The sequence below is a fragment of the Micromonospora sp. CNZ303 genome (genome assembly GCF_004345505.1).
Map to the genome: position 1 here is coordinate 295,457 of NZ_SLVT01000005.1, position 22,845 is coordinate 318,301.

Below are 22,845 nucleotides of genomic sequence, written 5' to 3' on the forward strand. Positions count from 1 at the left end.
CTCCCCTCTTCCGGTCCACGCCGTGCCGTCAGCCCGCGTCGGCCCGCAACTCGGCGGGCACCTCGAAGCGGAGCTCGGACTCGCAGAACGTCCGCCACCGCGGGGTGTCCGCGTCCCACAGCACGCTCTCGTCGTCCTGCACCGGGTGCAGCACGACGGACAGGTCCTGGCGTACGTAGACCACCGTCTCGTCGGTCAGGCCAATTCCTTCCGGCTCGACCCAGCCGGGGAAGCGGCGCAGCTCGGCCAGCAGGTGCCCGCAGTAGTACGGGATCATCGCGCGGCCTCCCGCCCGGACCGGCGCCGCAGGCCGGGTGCCGGCGTCCCGCCGGAATCCATGTCCACCATCGTTTCCCCTCTCCCGCACCGGATGATCGGCCCCCTACGAACGCGCGCCCTCCAGGACTCTCTCGGCCGCCGGCGTCGCCCCGGCGCGCCCGATGCTGCTGAACGCCCCGGACAGCGCGATGGCGACCATGGCCGTACCCACCGCGAGGAGCACCGGGGTGACGCCGACCCCGGCGGCGACGGCGGTGATCGCGCCCGCGCCGAGCGGTCCCAGCGCGGAGTGGATCGTCCAGAAGGCGGCGGTCACCCGCCCCAGCAGGTGACCCGGAGTGATCTCCTGGCGCAACGACATCGAGCAGATGCCCGCCACCCCGGTGCCCAGCAGCATGACCGCCATCAGCACCGCGAGCGCGGGCACGCTGCGTGCCAGCCCCATTCCGGCGACGGCGAGGCCGGCCAGGCTGAAGGCGCCGATCCAGCTGGGGCCGAAGCCCAGCCGCCCGCGGACCCGGGCCACCACGAACGACGCCACGAAGGTGCCCACCGTCCCGGCGGTCAGGACGTAGCCGACCACCGTGTCCGGTTGCCCGAGTTCGTCCTTCAACCGGAAGATGACGGCGTCGGTGAGCCCGTAGGTCAGGAACGTCAGCAGCGACAGCAGCAGCGTGAGCTGACGCAACAGCGGATGGTTCCAGAGGAAGCGCGCACCCGCCAGGAACTCGTTGCGGACGTTGCCCGCGCCCGCGACGGCCGGCCGGGCGGCGTCCGGCCGCCCCGCCGCGAGCCTGATGAACAGCACGCCGACGGCGGCGACGGCGAAGGTGACGGCGTCGAGGCCGATGGCGGCAGCGGGACCGAAGGCGGCGGCCACCATGCCGGCGAGCGCCGGGCCGGCGACGCTCGCGACCGCGTACGTGGCGTAGAGGTGGCCGTTGGCCCTGGTGATCTGGTCCGCCGCGACGATGGCGGGCACCACGGCCACGTAGGTGACCTGGAAGATCATCGAGAAGACGCCGGCCAGGGGCACGACGAGGTAGATCAGCCAGGACGGCTCGGCGACGAGGAAGACGACCGCGACGGCTCCGTAGAGCACGCAGCGGGCTCCGTCGCAGATCATCAGGAGGGTCCTGCGGTCGAAGCGGTCGACGACCACCCCGGCGAAGAGCCCCGTGGTGATGGAGGCGACGCCGGTCAGCCCGGTGACGATTCCCATCTGGACCAGCGAGCCGGTGACCTGCAGGACGAGCAGCGGTATGGCCACGTAGGAGAACGAGTCACCGACGGCGGAGAGCGTCTGTATCCCCAGGAAGGTGCGATAGTTCGGATTGCGCCACAGTGAGGTGCCGGGAGCCACGGCACCGGCCGGGCGGCCGTTCGGCGAGGCTGCATCTCCTTCGACTCGGGCAGCCGCATCCGAAGCGGTTACTGGATCATCATTAGACACAAGCGGCCCCCCAAACCGGACTCGAATAGTCCATCATGACATCTCCACGTCGGTCAAGGTCGGCGCCAAATCGGTAGACGCAAGATCATTATGTTGACATCCATGAATGGCTGACATACAGTCGCAAGGCTCGCTCATACGGTAACGCGGGCTTGGCATGGCTCAACGGGGGCATTTATCTCGGCCATGGATATCTGTCGCCGCAGCGGTAATCGCTGAAACCATCATGGAATGTCCATCATCCTGACGGGCGGAAATGCGGGTATCATTCGTTCACACACCAATGTCCACCGTGCCGGTGCCGCAACGGAAGTTGTTCTGGCGGAATTTCGACGTCCAATACCACTCGGTGCACCCGGGCCTACGCCACATGAAACGCAACATGTGGGAACTGCCGCACTGGATGCTCTGGCTCGGCGGAGTGCTGGACGCGCACGGCTACTCCGACATGGGAGTCCTCGACCTCTACACCGATCCGGGCACCTTCATCGAGCCGGGTCGCCTGGCGAAGGACGCCATCGAGGAGGCGGCCCGCAGCAGTCCAGCCGACGTCTACCTCTTCTCCCCGATGACGGTGAACCTCTGCTACGCGTACGAGATCTCCACCGTCATCAAGCAGATCCACCCCAGGTCCATCATCGTCTACGGCGGGGTGGCCGCGACCCCACTGGCCGACGAGGTCGCCGCCCACCCGAGCGTGGACTACGTCGTGGTCGACCGTGGGGAACGCGCCCTGCCCGCACTGCTCGACGCACTGCTCGACGGGCAGGAGCCGACGCCCGTGGGCAACCTGGTCTACCAGCGCGAAGACGGCACCATCCGGCGGACCGCAACCCGCTACCCCGACGTCGCCCCCGCCGACCTGCCATTTCCGAAGATCGACCTGTTCCCCCGCAGGAGCGGCGAGGACATCCGTTACCTGCGCCAGGTCTACGCGCTCGGCTGCCCGTACCAGTGCACATTCTGCACCATCCAGACCATCGGCCGCCGCCCCGGATACTTCCCGATCGAGCGGGTGCTGCGGGAGATCCGGGCGTACCGCGCCCATTACGGCGCCCACCACAGCATCTACTGGGGCGACGAGACGTTCACCCTGCACCCGGAACGGACGCTCGAACTGCTCGACGCGCTCGCCCGGGAGGGCGACATCCAATACGACTGCCAGACGCGGCTCAACTGCCTCACCGACGAGCGCGTCCTGCGCAAACTAAAGAGCAGCGGCTGCCAGTGGATTGAGATCGGGCTCGAGACCGGGTCGCAGGACACGCATCACACGCACAAACACCACATGAACCTGAACGCGACCACCGAGACGTTGAAACGAGTCCGGGACGCGGGGCTGGCAACGTGCGCGTTCACGGTCAACGGCTTTCCCGACCAGACTCCGGACGACATGGCCCGCAGCATCGACTGGATCAGCGGACTGATCCACGAGGATCTGCTGCAGGCGACCTACCTGTTCGGCCTCGTACCCTATCCCGGAAGCACCATGTTCCAACATCCCGAGCGCTTCGGAATGAAAATCCTGCATCGTGACTTCAGCCTTTACCACGAGGACCTACCGCCGGTCTATGCCACCGACAAGGCCACTCCGGACCAGATCTACCAGGTATTCCTGGACGGGCTGGAAACATTCGCCGAGGCCATGGGCAAACGGCCGTACTTCAATGACGCGTCGCCGGTCGGCGACCTGTCGAAGTATGGCGGGTTCTGGGCGGATGCCCATGTGTAGCGTCTCGCGGCCCTACCGGACGGGAGCATGATGACACCTTCCCCCTGGCGCCTGCTGGCCGACGGCAGCGCGGGCGTGATCCTCACCGTCGCGTTCGAGGCGCGACGCGGCGACCCCGGCTTCGCGGAGCTCGCCCCGCACCTGACCGGGTACCGGGTGCTCGAGGCGGTACCGCCGGCGACGACCGTCACCGAGGTGACGGAGCCCGGCGCCTACATCGAGCCGTGGTTGGCCGGCGCCCTCGCGGACGGGCCGCCCGTCGTCGGTGTCCTGGGGCACTGCTCCGCCGCACCGCTCGCCGCCCAACTCGCGGCCGCGATCCGCGGATCCCGTGCGGCCGACCCGAGCCTCGTCACGGTGAACCCGGTCCTCGTGGACAGCCGGATCGCCCGCGGCGAGTACCGGCAGGCGGTCGACTCCCTCGCCACCCACCTCGGGCCGGAGGAGTTGGCGACGGCCCTCGCCCCCGTCGCGGCCCGCGACACGGAGCCCGCGACAACGGGCCACGCGCTGCTGCCGGTCCTGACCGGCCTGGAAGACGCCTACCGTACGACGCTCGCCGCCGCCTGCCGCACGATGCCCGTGCCCGCCGCCATGCAACGGCAACTCGCCGACCGGTTCGCCGCCTACCTCGCGTTCCTCGCCGCGTCGTCGCTGTCGGCCGTCCAGCCGCCGGCCGCGGCGCCGCTCGGGTCCGTGGTGCTCTCCGGTACGCAGGACGCCGAATACCCGACCGATCTCCTGGTCGGCGCGACCACGTTTCCGGTCGACCGCAGCCGCCTGCTGGCGGACGCCGACGTCGCTGCGTTCGTCCTGAAGGTCCTCGGCCGGTGACCGGTGCAGAGGAGCGCATCCGCCGGCAGCGGGCGGAACGCATCGCGCGCGACCTCTCCGAGCACGAGCGGGGATGGCGCTGGTACCCGGGCGACGGCCTGGACCCCGGCACCGTCTCTCCCGCGGCGATGCGGCGCGAGTTGGACCGGGAGCGACAGCTGATCGCCCGACTGGGCACCGCGAGCGGGCCGGAGGCGGAACGGCAGGGGCACCGCCTCAAGCACTTCCCAGTCCTGTTCGTCAGCGCCCCCCACATCGAGGAAAACGCCACCGGCGCCTTTCCCGGAATGCCGACCCCCCTGCTGTACGCCACCTGCCTGCTCGACCGCATGCTGCGCATCGACGAGTTTCCCCGCGACCGGGTGCCGGAGGTCGTCGGTGTGCTCAACCCGCCGGCCTACAGCGACGCGTTCGAGAAGGCGCTCGTCGAGTGCGTGGCCGAGCACCTTCCCGTGGTCGTCGGCATCAGCAACCTGTCGGAGGGCCACCACTTCGCGATCCGCATCGCCGAGTTGGTGAAAACGGTCTCCCCGAACAGCATCGTGCTGCTCGGGGGACAACACGAGGACGCCGTGAACCCGGATGCCTACCGGTCCACCTCCGAGCGGGTCCGGGCGATGAGCGAACGGCAGCGCGGCGTCCACGGGTCGTACTCGTTGACGTCCCCGCAGCTGGCCCGGCTGGCGGCCCTGCAGACCTTCGCCCAGGAGCGGGAACGCGCCATCGTGGACCTGGTCTTCGCCGGGGACGCGGTCTTCGCCCTGCCCGAGGTGCTCATGGTGATCGCCGAGGACCTGCCCACCGATGCCCGTGCGCTGCGCAAGAGACTGCTGGCCAGTCCCGAACGCTTCGCCGCCCTTCCCGGGGTCGGGCAGCTCATCCTCGTCGACGACGACACCGGGCGGATCACGCCGATACCGCTGAGCGGCACGCCGATCGACGGCAACAAGTTGCCGTTCATCGACGTCACCAGGCTCACCCACGAGAACCTCTTCCCCGTCTTCGACAACCGGCGGACCGCTCAGGTCATGGCCGCTCTCGGCTGCAAGTACTCCTGCTCGTTCTGCCACGAGTCGGCGGACGCGTTCCTCTACAACCAGCCGAAGATCCGGCAACGTACGCCCGCGCACGTGCTGCGGGAGATCCGCCTCCGCAGCGACCAGGGATTCGAGGCGGTGTTCTTCGACGACAGCACGTTCACGCAGAACCGCCGTTGGCTGTCGGACCTGCTCGCGATGCTCGAGACGGACCAGGCGGCCGGCCGGCAGGTCGAGTGGGGCTGCCAGACCACCATCAACGACGTGGACGAGAAGCTGTTGCACCGGATGGGCCGGACCGGATGCAGCTACATCTACTTCGGCGTGGAGTCGGCCCAGCCGGACGCCGAACGGGTGCAGAAGGTGCAGCGACTACGGTTGCTCGCGGAGCCGACGGACTGGACGGAGCAGTTCCGGCGGGTGGCCCGCTGGTGTCGTGCCGCCGGTGTCCGGGTCGGCACCTCGCTGCAGTTCGGCCTGGGCGAGACCGACGAGCAGCGGGTACGGACGCTTCAGCTCATCGCCGACCTGCACCGCGAGGGCTGCATCCCGGACGGGTGTGTGGCGCTGAACATCAACAGTCCCTATCCCGGCACCCGCCAGTGGCTGGACCTGATGAGGTCGGACGCGCCGTTGCCCGACTACCGCGACAAGCTGGAGCGGCACCCGGCATTCGAGACCGCGCACCAGTTCTCCGCCATCACCGGGGAGGCCGCTTCCGACCTGTACCGCCTCGCCGCGGACATCCTCGGCTCCGCGCTGCACCAGCAGGTCGTCCCGACCCAGCAGTGAAGCGGCGTCGCCTCGGCGGGTTCACCGGCGGTCTGATCGGCAAGGGCACCAAGGGAAAGCGCGCCCGCGTGGTACCGCTGATCGAAGAGGTGCGACCGATCGTCGCTCGCCGCCTGGACTCGGTCGCCGAGCCGCACTCCCGACTGTTCACCGGGCCGCATGGTGGACGGATCAGCACTGCCGTACTGCGGGGCGCAACGCACTGGGACGAGGTGTGACGAAGCTGGGCCACGAACATCTGCGCCGACACGACCTGCGGCACACCGGGCTGACCTGGATGGCCGATGCGGAGGTTCCGGTGCACGTGCTGCGGAAGATCGCCGGGCATGGGTCGCTCAGCACGACACAGCGGTACCTGCACCCTGACCGGCAGTCGATCACCGATGCGGGAACGGCGCTCAGCACCCACTTGAAGGCTCGCCGGTCCCCAGGTGGTCCCCAGCTACGCGCCGTCTAGATCAGGAAATCCCCACTGCCCCAGTACGAGTTAGAGGCCGTTGGCCAGGGCATATGCCCCGGTCGACGGCCTCTTTTCGTGCTGTCGGGACGGCCGGATTCGAACCGACGACCCCTTGACCCCCAGTTCCACAACGATTCTGTCACGCCATGCTGCAACAGCTCGATATATCCGCGTATCCGGACAGAACGACAGTACGCATCACGCCTCAATGCCATCCCATGCCGGCCATTCCTCCCCTGGCGGGCCGTCGCCGTTACCGGATCCGTTACGGCGGACGGTCAAAGACCCCACCCTGCCGCCCTGTCAGGCTGCACTGTTAAGGAGAAACACTGCTTGCAGCGCGTCCTAGGATAGAGCTGTTCAGGTCAGCCGGGCGCTCTTTGCGATCAGCATGCTCTCAGTAGCTGGGGCCGAGTTGGCCTTGGTGTTGCCGCCCGACGAGCCCTGGCGTGCCAGCCGCGGCGCTGCCGCCAGCTTCCTGGGCGACGCGGGTTCCTCGTCGTCGTCGTCCTGCGCGGGGCGGGCCAGTGCCACGGCCGCCACAGTCCGGTCCGCACGGCAGTTAGGGGCTACGAGCATCAACTGCGCCAGCGACTCCTCGTCGTGACCAACCGATCCGCTGCCACCGCCGCATCCAGCCGAGCTGTCGTATCCCCTCCCCCCGCAGGGCCAGTTTCCGGTACAGCGTCGGTGATGAGCGCGAACAGCGCCGCCTCGGCGACTCAATCCTCGACGCCGAAGTCGAGGTCCACCACCACGAACCTCGCGCCGGGCCGAGGTCGACCCACGGCTCGTCCTTGACGTAGTGCAGGATGCCGAGGCACACCCATGGATTCACCAGCCGATACCAGTACCTCGGCGTCATACGGGCATCCGACTACTGTGGGTCCGCATGACGTCATGGACCCACTAAGCGCTTTTCATTGAGCGCTTTTTATCGTGGGTTTTGGCTGGTCGGGCCGTGATGCAGGGCGAGGATGGCCTTGATGATCGCGGTGGCGCGTCGGGGGCAGCAGCGGAGCTTGGCCAGGATCTTCCAGCCCTTGAGGGTGGCGACGGCGCGCTCGCCGACGGCGCGGGTCTTGGCGTGGTGCCGGTTGGCGGTCTTCTGCCGGCGGGACAGCCGCGGCCGGTGACGGCGGCGCTTGAAGGGCGTGCGGATGCTGCCGCCAGCGCCTTGGTACGCCTTGTCGGCGAAGGTCATCACGTTGTCGCTGCTCAGGGCGTTGATCAGGCCGTGGGTGCGGGCGGCGGTCAGGTCGTGCACGGCGCCGGGCAGGGCGGGCGAGGCCCAGATGAGGCGTCCCTTGCAGTCCGCGATGACCTGCACGTTGACTCCGTGGCGCTTGTGCTTCCCGGAGTAGTACGGCTTCTGGTCCGCGACTCGGTCGATGGGGATCAGGGTGCCGTCGAGGATCGCGTACGCGAGCCGGGCGATGCGCCGTATGGCCGCGTTCAGGTCCTCGGCGTGCGCGGCGAGCAGGTTGGTGGCTTCTCGGACGTACCGCCAGGCTGTGGTGACGCTGACCGCGAAGCCGCAGGCCAGACGGGCGATGGTGTCCCCGTTACGCAGATGGGCCAGGGCGAGCAGGGATTGCCGGCCGGCATCAAGACGTCGCCACCGGCCACGGCGGCTGGTGCGTTCGGCACGGATGAGGTCGGCCAGGTGGTTCAGGGTGCGGCTGGACAGCGCGACCGCGGACGGGTAAGACAGCAGCGAGGCTCCCGGTTGGGGCATCGGGTTTTGGTCGACTGCTGTCTTACCGGGATCCTCCTCCTATGTTGACAGACCCCTCCCCGACCCACAGTGACCAGGCCCATCACGATGGAAAGGGCTCACTGAACCCAAGGCGCAGCGACATACGGCTGCGCGATAACGCGAGTTATCACGCAGCCACAATTGAAGCATTACAGGGGGAAGTCGTTATTCCAAGGCGCGTCCAACATCTCAGGATCAACGCCAGCTTCCCGTACCGCCGCATCGATACCGTCGAGTTCATTTACGATTCTCAGGTAGGGCGTCCTCATATCCTCTTCCGCGAAGCAGATGTCCTCGTCAACCAAATGCTTAGGTACCTCAATCGCGGCCACTCTGAATCGACCATCCGGAAGGGGCAGGACCCAGACCCACGAGTAACTGTCGCCGGAACCGCTCACCCTACGAGCAGACACATGCGCCTTGCTCATCACTAGGCGATTCTTTGCTTGAATCTTCACCTATCCGCCCCAGAATATCCGCACGATGGGACCTTCGAAGGTATGGACTTGAAGATGCGGCAGCGCACCGTCAGCGTTGTTTGCCCCATGGCCCACCACTCTCCCATCAGCCCCGAGCACGTCGTCCCAGTGATAGGTACCCACCTTCGACCCAAAATACTGTTTAGTCCCAACACCGTCGAAGCCAGTAGCGTTTCGATAACCCTGCCCCTGATATATGCGAAGGAACAACTCCTCGGCCTCCGCACGCGATCGAACGTTGATACTTGTGGCGCCGCTGTCGATTGACCTGGCAGCGCTACTGACACTTCCGTTCGACCATGGAATGCAACCGTTCGTATTATGTACCAGTACCGGGGCGTTGCCGGCGAGCACATAGTACGTGTTGATGCGGTCGACCGTCAGGTTGTAAGCCAGGCCCACAAATCCGAATGCTTTCGTGAGCCCTTGGGTCTGAACAGACCCCCCTGACGGAGTTAGGAGTAGTTCGCCTGGCTCGAGTTGGTCGGCACGTTTCCACTGTTGGTCCGTGATGCTCCAGTAAGGGTGATCTTCAGTCGTAGTAATGGACTCTTCACCCACAGACAGCAGGTGAAGAGAATCTTCATGCACCCAGACATTCGAAACGACCTCTCCGCGGACTTCGCCTGTCTCAGGGTCGCCGGCCGCGACCAGATCTCCCACCTTCAGCTCACCAATTGGCTTGGTGCTGCCGTCAGCGAGAAGCACAGGGGTTTCGCCGTCGAAGCTGCAGAGGCGACTTGGGGTCGTTCGGCCACTGCTTCGGAGAGAACTCAACCCCGCCCCGGTTCCGGCAGACGCTGCCAGCGCTGGAGCCGAGATAACTAGAGCCAAGCCGACAACGTTTGCGAAACCTCTAAGGACGCAAAGGACAGAGTTTGAACAGCGGATGTCCTCTTGAACTCTGTCGAGTTGGCTGCATTCTTGATAACTTTTGCATTCTCTCTGAGGTGCCCCCGCATCGCACTCTCCCTGGGTCAGGCAGGGGCCAGCCGGGAGGGAAGGAGGTTTAATCGTGGGAGTGGCTGCCAACGATGGCGAGTTCGGGTATTCACTGCAGCCAAAGTGGCATTTGAGTACCGGCGGATCCCACCCAGGGGAATTGTTTCCCGCTTCCTGCCAGTCATCGTCGCCGCACTTTCCCTGGCAACCGTCGTTGTGTCCCCCGTTGTCGATGTAGTCGCCGTACATGTTTTCGTAGTCAGCGCCGTTCTGACAGTTGTCGTCGGCGCAGGATGCAAGGCCGCTGGGGTCTGAGCGGGTAATCGGGCTGTTTTCGGCGTAAGAGTATCCGTGCCATTGCTGGGGGTTGGTGAGGTCTTGGAGTGGGTCGACGCTGATAAATCTGCCGAGGATGGGGTCGTATTCGCGGGCACCGAGGTGGGTGAGGCCGGTGGGGTCTTTGTCGCCACCGACGAAGCCGAGGGTGTTTGGCCAGGTGGGTGTGGTGCCGCGGGGTTGGCCGTAGGGGTCTTGGCGTCGGGTGGTGACGGCGTGGGTGCTGGCGTTGATGGTGGTGTGTTGGGTGCCTTGGTGGTCGGTGTAGGTCCAGGTGAGGCCGGTGGCGGTGTTGCGGCTGGCGATGAGTTTGTCACCGAAGGTGTAGTAGCGGGTGCCGCTGAGGGCGGTGGTGTCGTCGCGGCGGATTTCCTGGCCGGGGAGGTAGAGGGTGGTGCCGGTGGCGTCGCGGCGTAGGAGGCGGTTGCCGTCGGCGTCGTAGATGTTGCTGCCGGCGGTTGGAGCGTTGCCGGAGATGGTGGTGAGGCGCCCTTCGGGGCCCCAGGCGAGGTGTTGGGCTTGGGCGTCGGGTGGGCAGGTGTTGGCGGCGGTGCCGGCGGGGCGGCAGGTGGTGTTGCCGGCGTTGTCGTAGCTGTAGTTGGTGACGACGGCGGGGTTGGTGCCGATGGTGGTGGTGACCTTGGTGACGGCGTGGGGGCGCACTACGTTGGGCCCGCCGGCGGGGTAGGTGTAGACGCGTTCGGTGTTGCCGGTCACGGAGTGGGAGGTTTCTTTGGTGCGGTTACCGACGGCGTCGAAGGTCCAGTCGAGCCAGTAGGGTGCGGGGCCGCCGAGGTTCGCGGTGGTGGGATCGGTGGCGCAGGGAGTGCTGGTGTTAGGGGTCCAGGCTGAGGTGAGGCGGCGAAGGGCGTCGTAGCGGAAGCACTGGGTTTCGCTGGTGCCGGTTTCGGGGGTATCGGTGATGGTGGTGATGTTGCCGGAGTCGTCGAGGGTGTAGCGGCGGTCGGAGATTGGACCGGCGGCGGTCTGCGGCTGGATGGTGATGCGGTTGGCGCGTCGGGTGACGTCGTCGTAGTAGGTGGCGTCTTCGACGTAGAGGCCGTTCGTGGTTTGGCGCTTGGTGATGTTGGGTTCGCCGTACTCGGTGTAGGTCTGCAGGGAGACGTAGGTGCCGGCGAGGCTAGTAGACGTCAGCGATGCCGGTAGGCCGGTGGTGGCATTGAAGATGGTTTCGACTTGCTCGTTGGGCAGGCCACTGCTGACACTGCTACCAGTAGCCCCGCTCGGGTAGGAGATGCTGGTGGGGGTGCCGTCGTAGGGCGAGTAGCCGTAGCCGTAGCTCCACGTGCCGGCCAGGCCGGTGCCTTCGCTGGCGGGTACGACGTAGTTGGTGGTGCTGGGTTGGCCTCGCGGGTTGAAGTTGCCGACCTGCCACTTGTAGATGTTTGTGGATCCTGGCGGGTCGTAACGAAACGTCTCGGTGAGTTGTCCCTTGGCCCTAGCTGTCAATCCGCTGTAGAGCTGGTCGTACTTCCACTTCGCGCGCAGGGCTCCGGTCGCGGAGTCGTCGCGGAGTTCGGTCTTACGGCCGAGTGCGTCGTAGACGTACCAGAGGGCTTCGCCTCGACCATCGGTTGTCTTGACAAGCTCGTCGTACCCGTTGTACTCGTTGGTAGTCTCGCCCTTGTCCGGATCCGTCGTGACGGTTTGCCGGCCCTTGATGTCGAACGTGTAGGTCCACTTGTTGCCGACATGATCGGCGATCTCGATGAGCTGGTCCTTGCTGTTGTAGGTGTACCACGTCGACTGGTAAGGGCCGGTCACACCCAGATCGGTGGTGTGTTCCCTGAGCTCGACGGTGCGACCGTTGGCGTCAGTCAGGGTGGTGGTGGGTGTGCCGCCCTCGGGTGGGGTGACGGTGCTTAGGTCGCCTTCATAGGTGGTGGTGATGCGCCAATCCTCGACGAGGCTGTCGATGCCGTCGCCATTGAGGAGAATTTCTCCGGTGGGCCGATCGGCGTTGTCGTAGGTGGTACGGATGAGTGAGGGAACGGACCAGTCAGGCTTCCACCAGAAAGTCCCAGAAGGATTGCCTGCCTCGTGATGGGTGTTGTACTGGGTGTTGGCTCGGCCGAGTTTGTCGTACATAACGTCGTTGACGAGGGTGACGTTCGGCAGCGCGCCAGCGGTCTGGCTTTGGCGGGGCCGCAGCAGGCCGTCGAAGATCTGGTAGGTCGTCTTGTAACCGCCGGCGACGTTGAGGGCCTTCGAGGTGGTGTAGGGGTAGGCGTCGCGGTTAGGCGCGTAGTGGTAGGTGTGCTGGACGGACGGGCTTTCCTCGTGACTGGTTTTGGCCCATCCGTTGAGCCAGACGCGCCAGACTCGGCCGAGGCCGTCGTAGGCGACGTCGGTGACGAGTCCGTTGAGGTCGGTGACCTTGGTGGTGGAGCCCCAGTACGGGTTGAGGGTGGTGGAGCTGGTCCAGTTGTAGGGGGCCGGGCGGGTGGTGGTGACCCGGGTGACCGGTCCGCCGGTGGCGGGGGTGTAGGTGGTGTTGACGACGTTGCCCTTGACGTCGGTGGCGGAGGTGAGTCGTCCGAACGCGTCGAAGGTGCTCTGGCTCGTCGTCTGCCAGGTCGTGCCGCTGCCAGCGGTCCAGTCCTTGAGTTGTTCGACCCTGGTGACCGCTCCGGTGGTGGGTGCGGTGTCGGGGCTGGTAGCGCCGTCGTAGTAGTTGCGCGTGTCGGAGATGACGTGCGCGGTGGTGGTGGGTGCGGTGGCACACGGCAGCGCGGTGACGGTGGACTGTTTGAGCCTGTTGAGCAGGTGCGCGGTGAGGTTGCGGTTGTAGGTGCGGGTCTCGCACTTCTCGTCACCGGTCGCGGCGTCGTCGCCGTTGTCCTGGACCTTGTCGGCGGTGCCGTAGGTGTCGGAGAACCAGCTCTGGCTGCTGGTGACGCGCCACCCTCGGGCGCCGTCCACGCCCAGTGCTGTCGCCTTGTAGGTCTTCTGCTCGCGGACGAAGCGGGCGGTGACCGTATCGCCGTTGATGGTCCGTGAGGCGGTCGCTACGGATCGCCAGGGCACATTAACGGTCTTGGCGACGGGTTTGGTGTCGGTGCCGTTGTAAACGATTCGTTCGCGTACTATGCCGGCGAACTGGTCCTCGTCATACACCGTCTCGGAGCCGAGGGAGGCGGGAACGGTGACGCTGCGCGTGGTGGTGGAGGTCAGCCGGTCACCGTGCATGCCCCGCAGGTAGCGGGTTTCGGTGAGGCTCTGGGCGCCGGGGACGTCACCGACGCGGGTGCGGACAGTGGCGTAGCCACGGAACTGGTTCCACGTCTTGCGCTTGGGCTCGATCAGGCCGTCGTCGTCGGCGTAGTGCCAGGCGGGTGCACCGACGTACTCGTAGTAGGTGTACTTCGGCGGTGCCGCGCCGTTGGACAGTGGCACGTCGGATTCGGAGATGTTCTTGACCAGGTATTTGTGCCACCACTCGGTGGTCAGTGCTTCGCCTGCTGGGTCGTCGGGGTCGTTGATGCGGGCCGGGTAGCAGCGCATCGTGTTGTTCGCCGCTGAGGTAGGCAGGTTGGAGGCTGTGCACTCGGGCAGCGAATATTCGACGTCGATCTTGGCGCCGGCTTCGGTGACGATGTAGTCGATGCGTTGCCAGTTGTTGCTGGTGTTGTTCGAGGTGAGGACGCGGTTGGCCATCGACACGGGAGCGAAGGTGACCGGCGGCATCGTCACAGTGGTGCCGACGAGCCCCTGGTGGACAATCTTGTCGAGCCACAGGCCGGCGTGGTCGCTGCCGTCGCCGGCTGGGGGGAACGTGTGGGTGAAGGTCCAGGAGTCGACGTTCTGCCAGTCGGCGGTGGCCTTCGTGGTGTCCCACACCCGAGTGGTGATGTTCGACAGGCGCTTCGTGGACCAGAACGTGGGTGAGTAGAGGCCCGGGCAGGACGTGTCGTCGCATTCCTGGTCCTTGGGGGTGTCGGGCCAGTTCGCGTCGACGGTGCAGGAGGTAAGGCACCGGTCGCCGGTGTTGAACAGCACCTGGGCGGTCGGCGTGACCGACCTGTCGCCGGCACCGCGGTCCCACGTGCCGTAGTCGGCGCGCACGAGGGTGCCGCCACGGGTGTAGGAGGCATCGTCGGTGTCGTCGATGTTGCGGGCGTACTTGTTGGTTTCCTTGTCATACCAGTACGACAGGGTGTTGCCGCGGGGGTCGATGACGTAGTCGAGGTTCCATCGCCATGCCTGGTCGCAGAACGAATCGTCGAACGAGGTTTGGCGGCAGGGCTCACCGGAGTGATTGCCGGCGACGGGCACGGTCCAGGTGGAATCGGTGGTGTCGCTCTCCCCGGGAAGGTTGTGCTGGCCGAAGAAGTACTGGACGCCGTCCGGGGTTGTGATCTTCCAGTACTCGCCGTTGTCGTCGCCGTTGCTGGCTCCGGTGAGCTTCTGGACGCGGGAGCCGTCCTCCTCGCGCGGGTGCCATCCCTTGCCCATTTCGTAGACGAGTTCGACGCCCTGGCCGTTGAGCAACAAGGTGGCGTTGTCGGAGCGCCAGCACAGGTCACCCGTCTTGACGGTGTTACTGGCCCCATTCTCCATGTCATCCAGGCACGGGACGTAGCGGCGCTCGATGTAGCCGGGCCAGTAGTTGAACCCTTCACCGATCCAGGAGGGCTGGTTGTTGGTCACCGAGGATCGTCCGTCGACGCTCGCCGAGGAGTAGGCGACACTGATCGACGGGGCGAGACCGCTGATTGCCGGTGGCACCCGGATCGGCTGGGACCAGGAGAAGTTGCCGGACGACCCGCCTGCGGTCCACGTCGATGACGACTGCAACGGGGTGGCGCCGAAATCTCCCGACGGTCCCGACGGACCAGCCGACAGGGCGATCAAGGTGCCCGCGCTTGGTTCAGTGACGTTGGCGGCAACGGCCTGCCCGGGGCTGGCGGGTGTTACGGGCACCTCGGCGGTCACCGTGCCGGCGACCGTGTCATTCGACGAGGGCAACGCCGTGACACTGCAGCCGGCCCGGGAACTTTCAATGATCGCGCAGGCCGGGACCTGCCACAGCTTGAGTCGCGACGCCCAGTCGCCGCCGTAGGCGTTGCGGAAGCCGGTGTAGTCCACCGACAGGGTCGTCTTTCCGGGCTTGTCGCCGGCAGCGCCAGCAACCCGTAGGAGTACGCCGTCGCGCATGGTCGCCGGCGCGGCGCTCCGGTCGAGGACCTGCACCGTCACGGACGACATCGTCGGACTCGTCGCGTCGGAAGCTTGTCCCACCTGTACAGGCAAAGAGCCCACGCGCATCAGCCCAGCGCTGCGGGAGCCTGCAGCGGGCAGGGTGGCGTTTGCGGTGGCGGGTGCCGGCCATGACGGCGCGGGCAACGCCTCGCGCTTCTGGCTGGTGTGCGGCCACGCCTTGCCCTTGGCGTGGCCGCCGTGGTTGTTCGTTTTGCTGGTCTGGGCGGGAAGGTGCGGGCCAGGCTTGGCCTGGACCGGTTCACTCACGACCATGGAGCCGCCGAGTAGTGAGATCGCGACCGCACCGGACAGCAGGACGCGGAGTCGTGTGATGCGGGTGCGGCGCCGGGCGGCCGGTCCCGAACTCATCACCGTTGACGTGAGGTCAAGCATTGTGGTCTCCACTGTCCTACGAAACGCGAGTGGTCGGAGCTGAGGCAGAGCTGCTGGTGGGGCGGGGACGGGCCTGCCCCACCAGCCGGGTTCAGATGGGGCTACGGCTCCAGCGAAGCAACGGCCTGCGTCTGATAGAGGTCGTTGATTTTGGCGGGCGTGAGTACTCCCTGGAAAACGGAGAGATCGTCGACGCCACCGTGGAACCAGCTGGTTGCCGCGCTATTGGCGGTGGACCGGCCGACGGTCAGTGGGCCCGTGGCCTGCCATGGAGTCCATGCCGCTTTCACTGTCATCGTCGTTGCTAGGGCGCCGTCGACGTACAGGCGTAGCTGGCGATTCTGCGTGTCGAGGACTGCGGCGAGGTGGTGCCAGGATGTATCGGGGTCGGGTGCCGCGGCGGTGATGCTCGTGGTGTCGGCGGGATTCGTCGCCCCCGGGTTCGCCGGGAGGCTGAACTCCCACGAGCCGGTGGCGCCGCTGGTGGCGCCCGGAACGTATTGGAGCAGAAACCCACTGTTGGTGGCGCCGTCTTGCGCGACGATGGTCTGTGTGGCGTCGGTCCGGGCAACCCGCGCCCAAGTGGAGACGGTGAAGGACTGATCGGTCCGCAGCACCGGCGTGTTCGCCCAGACGTTGTAGCTGTTGCCGTCCTCGTCTGTCGTCTGACCCGTGATGAAGGCCGAACGACCGTACTCCTGTGTGACCTCGCTGTTCTCCCCCTCCTCAGGGAAGTACCGGTTGTCGAGGTGCAGGCCGGCGCCGCGGTTTCCTTCAGCGACACCACTGCCGCGGCTGAGCGCTAGATAGCGGGCGAACGGGGCTGTGTCATTGGCGTCGCACAAGTCGGTGCGGTCGGTGATAGGGCAAGGATGCGCGTGGTCGAAAGCCCACCGTCCGACCTCGGTGGGGGCGAGAATGCCAGGCTGGTTCGTGCCCCCGGAATTGGGGTCGGAGGCGAGCTGGCCGGTGAAGTCATGCTCGACCAGAACGCGGTTGTAGACGTGGACGTCGGCGATCTGCCCCGCACCGCTGTTGCTCTGCCCGGCACCCCACTTGGCGTAGCCGACGTGGAAGGGACCGGTGGCGTTCCACGTCGAAGTGTGGTTGGTGGTACCAGCCAGCTTGCCGTTGACGTAGAGGCGCATCTGCCTCTGGCTGGCGTCGTACACGCCCGACACGTGGGTCCACGTGTTGGTCGCCGCCGGAGCGAGCACGAAGCCACCCTGCGTGCTGGTGCCGTCCGTGTTGTACATCGAGAACGCCCACTGCTTCGGGTTGGGCGTGTAATACAGGTTGAAACCGTTGGTCACCGCGCCGTCCTGAGACACGATGGTCTTGCAGCACGTGGTGTCAGTGTCGGTTACCCGCACCCACGCGGCGACGCTGAACGACTTGGTGGTGTCCACGACGGGCCCAGCCGTCTGCGCCCGCCGACCCGCCCCCACGAACCCTGCGGTTTGTCCCCCGACCATGCGGGCATCGCTGTCCCACGTCACGTTGGTAGCCGTCAGTGGTGTGTCCGCCGCGAGTGGCCCGGAACCGTCGGTGTCGCCCAGCAACACCTGCTCGTCCTCCAGGGCAGCGGCCTGGCTGCGCTGAGGATGGGTTTCCAGGTGCCACCGTGCGACCGGTGGGGACGGCTCGGCAATCGTGAATTCTTTGGAGGCGCTGTTTCCGAGATTTCCGGTGGCGTCGATGCTGCGGGCCCAGAAGATGTTCTTCCCGTACTTGTATGCCAGCACAGTGACCGTGGCGGTCTTCACGTAAGGGTTCGTGGGACTGACGACCGCAGGCACTTCGCCGAAGCTGGGCGGCGCGGCGACGGCAGCGAGGATGTCCGGCTTCGCGTCGCCAGTGAAATCACTGACGGTGAACACACCCGCGCCTGGCGGAATGGTGCCCTTGGTAATGCCGGTGGCGTCGAGCCATCCGCCGGTGCCGTTGCCGCGGTGCAGCCGTACCTCACCGGTGGAGTTCAGGCGCACGAGGACATCGGTCTTTGCGTCGCCGGAGAAGTCGCCGCGCCCGAACAGCGCTGCACCACCCCAGCCCGCGCCGATGGCCTCCGAGGTGCCCGTGATCCAGCCACCGGTGCCGTTACCGCGAATCATCGACAGGGTGCCGTCGGTCTTGCGCCATAGCACGTCGGGCTTACCGTCGCCGCTGAAGTCACCCGGGGAGAAGATCCAGTTAGCAGTCGAGAAGCCCGTACCGATCTGCACCGAGGTTGCCTGCAGTCCCCCACCGACCGCACCAGGCCGCATCCACAGGTTCTGCGTGGCGGCGTCACGGTAGAGCAGGTCCGGCGCCCCGTCCCCGGTGAAATCGCCAGGAGAGAACAGGAACTGAGCCGTCGACCAGTTCGCCCCATCCAAGAACTCAGGCGCACCGAGGAAACCGCCCGATCCGTTGCCCTTCGCCATCTCAAGCCGGGAAGTTTCTGGCCTGCGAAGGACGACGTCGGGCTTGCTGTCACCGGAAAGGTCCCCGGGACTGAAAACCGTACCGTCGGTGTACCAGGCCGACGCCGCCTCCGTGAACGTCGCGGAAAACCCGCCAAGGCCATCGCCGGCGTAGGAACGCAGGCCGTACAGGACAGCCGGCGGGCCCGTGAAGCTGTACCGGAACTTCGCTACGTCAGGAACGGTCGTGGCCCCAGCGGTGGGCGTGGAGATGGTGAAGCTGATCGGCTCCCCCGGGCCGGGCCCCTCGTCCGGAGGCGTGAAAGTGGGAGGCGTGATGACCGGCGCGTCCGGCACAGACGTATCGACAGCGAACTCGCACCACTCGGCGGACCACCCGCTCCACTGCCAGTAAGGAGCCGGATCCCTGGCTGTCACACGAAACGCGTAGCTCTTGCCCGAAACCACGGTCACCGCGGCGGTCGTGCCCCGGCCGTTCGCCGGTGCGGGTGCCGTCGCGGGCGGCGGCTTGCGTGTCGGGTACGTATCGGTCACCGCCTGCATCCCGGCAGCCGGCACCTCGATCCACTCGTACGTCCCCGTCAACGTCTGCCCCGAGTCCGCATCCGGGTAGACGGCAGACAAGGTCGGGGTCGTGGTGCCGATACTCACTCCATCGCTGAAGCAGTCCACCCCAGCCACCTGCAGCTTGATCGGCTTACCCGGCCTCGAATCGTAGTCCACGACCAGCTTCGCGCTCGCGGGCCGGAACTTCTTCCACCGCTCCTGCTCCGACTCGTACTGCCCGGCGTCGTTGCAGGCACAGAAACCGACCGTGATCGTGTTCCACTTGCCCGTCGCCGCCGTCTGCACCTGCGAGGTGACCGTCGCGCCAGTGAAGTTCATGTCCATGTCGGCCTGCGGCGAGTCCGAGCACCCGCCGGCCTTGTTGGCGTGCCCATCCGCGCCGTCGAGCCACGTCTTCAACGCCATGCCCGTCCAGGACGCCTTCATCGTCGCGTTGATCGCAGGCGTCAAGTACATGTGCGCCGGCGAGTCGCCGCACGAATAGGAGTGGTACAGCTTCATCTGCACGTACGCCGACTCAATGTGCTTACCGCTCAACGACACCGTGCCGTTGGTCATCGGGAACGTGAAGAAGGAACGGAACTTCGCCCCGACACACGGACCCTCCGGGCTGTAACCCACCCGCGCCATCGTGTAGTCGGTGTTGGTGCAGTTGTTGCTGGTCGCGTACGCCCACTTTGCTTTCGCTACCGACCACGCCGGGTCGATGAAGATCGGGAACGTCACCTCGTCGGAGGTAAGCAGGGTCGAGTCGGGAATGATCTCCAGATCGCCGGTCTCCGTCACCGCGGTGACCACTTCCCCGCTCAGTGCTCCGTCGCCTGCGACAAGCGTCGAGGACCGCGCGGCAGATGAGCCCGAGCTCGCGGAACCGCTTGAGTCCCACATCCGTGCCGGATCGGTGCGAGCAACCACCGTCGCTCCGGCAGTGGCCTGAAGTGACCCATCCGGCTGAGCTGCCAGCTCGATGTCACCACCAACCGGGAACGTGATCTTTCGGATCGCGGGGTTGGCCGCCGCCTGGGCGGACTTCACCACCAAGACGTGCGTGAAGCCCGTGTGGGTGGCATGCACCACGAGGTCCACGTCCGGGAACACACCTGGATAGGTGGCCCCGTCCCCAGACAGAACCGGAACCGGAAGCGCGCCCGGCCACGACAACTGCAACACCTTGCCGGACCGCCGCAAGGTCACCAACGGACCCGTTCCGCCACCGGAGAACGCCACGTCCGCCACCGAGACCGCCGGCGCGACCAAACCATCCGCGCCGGCCTGCAGCGTCAAATCGACATCCGCCCACGAGCCGTCATCCTGACGCGCACGCTGCGGCACCACCGCCGACTCGAACGACAACCGACCATCCGGCTGCGCCACCACCTGCGTGTACTCCGAACGAGAAGCCTCCACCGCAACAGGTGCGCCACACGCCGCCGCCGAGGCAAGCGCCTGTGCCTCGGTCGCCGCAGACTCACCACACGGCGGAGAAGCCGCGACGGCAGGCGACGTCGACACACTTGGCACCACCACTGCGGCAGCAAGCAGGAGCGACCACGTCGCCGCTAACGCCATCCACCGACGGCACCAGGACAACCTCCCGTCAGCACTACCAAGGCATGTCCCGCCCTCATCGACTTCGACGGGTGTCAGGCCACCTACACGGTCCAGCACGGCGCCTCCTAGACACCCACACGATCAAGCGAAGCGGGACTGTATCGGAACCCGTAACCGGCGGCTGTCCCCTCGTACACCGCCACCTAGCCGAGGAGCGGCGCAGCTAGACGACCGGTGAGCAGGCACCTTCACGGGGCAGCCATATTGAACTGCTTTGATCACAAGGAGCAACGGTCCGAGGAAGCAGCGAAATAACCCAGAGTAATTTCGCAGTGGCGAGTAGCTATTGCGGTTGTGATCATTGCAACAGCGCCCGCCTGGCTGCAGGCACCTTCGTCAGCCAGTGCTGGCCGTCAGGCGGCATGCGCAGGCCAGCATCGAACGTCTGCTCCGCGCGCTGCGGTACCGCCCACTCTGGCGCCGTCCAGGGCCATTCGTACCGCCGCACGCTGCGGAGTCCACCACCCCGCAGCAGGCCCGCCTGTGCTGAACATGCCAGACTCGTGACGGCGCCACGGATGCGGGAAGACTGCGGATGGCTGATGGCCCGCCGACGCCGATCCACCTGACGAAGGTGCTGGACGGTCTCTCCGAGAACGCGGCCCTGCCGGCCGAGTTGGTCCGCCGGATGGTGATCTACCGGCTCGCTTTCGGCCACGTCGCCAGACGCGCCGAGCTGGCCCGGACGTGATCGAGGAAATCCTCGCCTCGGGCCATCACTGGCAGCTGCACTCGATCGCACTCAACCGCCAACTGCCGCACGCCGTCCGGATGCGGCTGGCCGCCCACACCGATCCCGCCATCCGCACTGCCCTGGTGGTGGACGCCCGCGATTCGCCCCGCGAGTTTGTACGAGCGACTCATCGACGATCCGGACACACAGGCGCGCGAACACCTCGCCGAACGCGAATACGTGCCGGCCGATCTGCTCGCCCGGGACCCTGACCCAACGGTCCGGGCCACGCTCGCGCGCTGGTGGACGCCGGCCCCCGAGGCTTTTCGGCGGATCCTGCTCACCAACCCCGTAGACGAGGTCCGTGCGACGGCCTGCTCGACCTACTACCCGGCTGCCGCACCCGGTGCCGCCGCCCGACCCCATGGAGGGACTGCTCGCCGATCCGGCCTCCCGCGCCGGAGCCGCTGGCTCACCAGCTTGGGGTGCATCACGAGGCCTTGCGGAACTGGATCCGCCAGGACGAGGCCGACCGCGGTCAGCGTGACTACCGGCCCACGACCTTGGAGGTGGAGGAGTTGCGTCGGCTGCGGCGGAAGAACGCCGAGATGAAGCGGGCCAACGAGATCCTGAAGGCCGCGTCGGCTTTGCTGCATGGCCCGCCGATTCTGGCCCAAGCCGACACCGCGCTCATCGAACTACTCAGAAGGTAGTCCCGAGCCAGGCCGACGTCGACCTCTCCACCGAAGCGATGACAGATCGCTCCACTGACCACCGACCGAACTCGTAAAGACCAGGACCGGCGAGCGCCGGCGATCCTGCCTCGCATTCAGGATCGTCGAAATTCCCGACGTCTTGACAGCTGGCAGCATCTGCAGCGCTTGACGCGGAATCAAGAGACCACAATGCCGCTTCATCCGGCATACGGATGAAGCGGCAGGCCAGAGCGTTGTACAGCGCGCAGGCCGGACGGCCAACCGTCCACGCGGTTACCGCCAATAAAGATCATCCGTTACCGGATGATACCGCCGTTACCGGAGAAGATCTTCATCTTCCCAGGTCAACCGGTCGGGACGGCCGGATTCGAACCGACGCCCCCTTGACCCCCAGGACGCTTCGCCACACGTCCAGGCACGTCACGCACGCTATGCCCATGATCAAGCTGTGCGGCAGACAGCACACCGTCCATCAGCGCGGACAACGTGTGGTCCCCGCGTGGTCCCCAGCCCGGCTCATCGGTAAGCCTGCTGTCGTGACACGAACCAACGCGCCCGCCACCGAGCCAGCCGCTCGCTCCGCAGACCCAGCCACCGGGGCCGCGGATGAAGCCAGCCGGCTGATCCGGACCCTCAGTCAGCTGCAGTCTTTCGACGCCAGGCAGCCTGGGCGGCCATGGCCACCAGCTCGGACTGAGAGCGTTGCAGTACGGCTACGGCCGCACCTGAGAGACCGGCCTCCGCACATCGAGCAAGAATGGCTTCCACGGCACTCAGCCAGGAAGCAACGACTTGCGCCAGCGGCACCTCTCCCACCCACTCGCTTACCGGCTCGCCAGTTCCGTCACAATTTGCCTCGATATACAAGCTCGGGGCCGAGGCAGGCAAAAGCCGGTAGTAGACGTAATACGGCCCATCGAAGAAGTAGGCGAACCCCTCACCCTCTCCACTTAACGTCTTGCGTAGAGCCGTAACCGTTGAACTGACTACGGAAGCGATGAAGTCGGACCATGCATCACCAGGAAAGGACCGGTCAGGGAAGCGGATCCATAGCCGTCCGACAAGGGGAGCGTCGTCACCCGTCAACACTTCGATGTCCCGCAGGTCCACCCGGACGTCATACATCTACACCT

General features: G+C 66.2%; 12 protein-coding genes and 1 pseudogene. 6 read left to right on the forward strand and 7 right to left on the reverse strand.

Going from position 1 to position 22,845, the window contains the following annotated elements:
• Positions 1-28: 28 nt before the first annotated feature.
• On the reverse strand, positions 29-277 hold the full coding sequence (locus EV374_RS11430) for a hypothetical protein (RefSeq protein ID WP_132234383.1): 249 nt from the start codon (positions 275-277) through the stop codon (positions 29-31).
• Between the two features lie 105 nt (positions 278-382).
• Positions 383-1,642: an MFS transporter gene (locus tag EV374_RS11435; protein ID WP_132234385.1), complete on the reverse strand. Its 1,260-nt coding sequence runs from the start codon at positions 1,640-1,642 to the stop codon at positions 383-385.
• A gap of 373 nt (positions 1,643-2,015) precedes the next feature.
• On the opposite strand from EV374_RS11435, the gene EV374_RS11440 reads away from it, so the two are divergent.
• The 4 genes and pseudogenes from EV374_RS11440 to EV374_RS11450 form a co-directional block, all read left to right on the forward strand.
• On the forward strand, positions 2,016-3,464 hold the full coding sequence (locus EV374_RS11440) for a B12-binding domain-containing radical SAM protein (protein ID WP_132234396.1): 1,449 nt from the start codon (positions 2,016-2,018) through the stop codon (positions 3,462-3,464).
• Positions 3,465-3,491: 27 nt separating this feature from the next.
• The gene (locus EV374_RS32490; RefSeq protein WP_165947740.1) at positions 3,492-4,298 is read left to right on the forward strand and encodes a hypothetical protein; all 807 of its coding nucleotides are present in this window, start codon (positions 3,492-3,494) and stop codon (positions 4,296-4,298) included.
• Positions 4,295-6,127 (forward strand): B12-binding domain-containing radical SAM protein, encoded by a 1,833-nt coding sequence (locus EV374_RS11445; protein ID WP_207914070.1) that lies wholly within the window; start codon positions 4,295-4,297, stop codon positions 6,125-6,127. The genes EV374_RS32490 and EV374_RS11445 overlap by 4 nt, the downstream gene beginning before the upstream one ends.
• A 23-nt stretch (positions 6,128-6,150) precedes the next feature.
• Positions 6,151-6,584 (forward strand): annotated as a pseudogene (locus EV374_RS11450) (site-specific integrase); the annotation flags it as partial.
• Between the two features lie 363 nt (positions 6,585-6,947).
• On the opposite strand, the gene EV374_RS32495 reads toward EV374_RS11450, so the two are convergent.
• The 4 genes from EV374_RS32495 to EV374_RS11465 form a co-directional block, all read right to left on the reverse strand.
• Entirely contained in the window at positions 6,948-7,121 is a 174-nt protein-coding gene (locus tag EV374_RS32495) for a hypothetical protein (RefSeq protein WP_165947760.1), read from the reverse strand.
• 400 nt (positions 7,122-7,521) lie between these two features.
• A complete protein-coding gene (locus tag EV374_RS11455) occupies positions 7,522-8,304 on the reverse strand; it encodes a transposase family protein (protein WP_132234475.1) in 783 nt (260 codons plus the stop codon).
• Positions 8,305-8,804: 500 nt separating this feature from the next.
• Positions 8,805-15,719: an RHS repeat-associated core domain-containing protein gene (locus EV374_RS11460; RefSeq protein WP_132234398.1), complete on the reverse strand. Its 6,915-nt coding sequence runs from the start codon at positions 15,717-15,719 to the stop codon at positions 8,805-8,807.
• 101 nt (positions 15,720-15,820) lie between these two features.
• On the reverse strand, positions 15,821-20,281 hold the full coding sequence (locus tag EV374_RS11465; RefSeq protein ID WP_132234400.1) for a LamG-like jellyroll fold domain-containing protein: 4,461 nt from the start codon (positions 20,279-20,281) through the stop codon (positions 15,821-15,823).
• Between the two features lie 577 nt (positions 20,282-20,858).
• On the opposite strand from EV374_RS11465, the gene EV374_RS33345 reads away from it, so the two are divergent.
• Positions 20,859-21,014 carry a hypothetical protein gene (locus EV374_RS33345; RefSeq protein ID WP_486485702.1) on the forward strand — a complete coding sequence of 52 codons (156 nt, stop codon included), beginning with the start codon at positions 20,859-20,861 and terminating at the stop codon, positions 21,012-21,014.
• A 467-nt stretch (positions 21,015-21,481) separates the two neighbouring features.
• The gene (locus EV374_RS11475; RefSeq protein WP_486485703.1) at positions 21,482-21,709 is read left to right on the forward strand and encodes a hypothetical protein; all 228 of its coding nucleotides are present in this window, start codon (positions 21,482-21,484) and stop codon (positions 21,707-21,709) included.
• Between the two features lie 636 nt (positions 21,710-22,345).
• On the opposite strand, the gene EV374_RS11480 is transcribed toward EV374_RS11475, so the two are convergent.
• Positions 22,346-22,837 (reverse strand): hypothetical protein, encoded by a 492-nt coding sequence (locus EV374_RS11480; RefSeq protein ID WP_132234402.1) that lies wholly within the window; start codon positions 22,835-22,837, stop codon positions 22,346-22,348.
• Positions 22,838-22,845 lie beyond the last annotated feature (8 nt).

Excerpts from the sequence above, each read along its gene's own strand:
- EV374_RS11480 (WP_132234402.1), bottom strand. The coding sequence starts at position 22,837 with ATGTATGACGTCCGGGTGGACCTGCGGGACATCGAAGTGTTGACGGGT.
- EV374_RS33345 (WP_486485702.1), top strand. The coding sequence starts at position 20,859 with ATGGCTGATGGCCCGCCGACGCCGATCCACCTGACGAAGGTGCTGGAC.
- EV374_RS32490 (WP_165947740.1), top strand. The coding sequence starts at position 3,492 with ATGATGACACCTTCCCCCTGGCGCCTGCTGGCCGACGGCAGCGCGGGC.
- EV374_RS11465 (WP_132234400.1), bottom strand. The coding sequence starts at position 20,281 with ATGGCGTTAGCGGCGACGTGGTCGCTCCTGCTTGCTGCCGCAGTGGTG.
- EV374_RS11440 (WP_132234396.1), top strand. The coding sequence starts at position 2,016 with ATGTCCACCGTGCCGGTGCCGCAACGGAAGTTGTTCTGGCGGAATTTC.
- EV374_RS11460 (WP_132234398.1), bottom strand. The coding sequence starts at position 15,719 with ATGCTTGACCTCACGTCAACGGTGATGAGTTCGGGACCGGCCGCCCGG.
- EV374_RS11430 (WP_132234383.1), bottom strand. The coding sequence starts at position 277 with ATGATCCCGTACTACTGCGGGCACCTGCTGGCCGAGCTGCGCCGCTTC.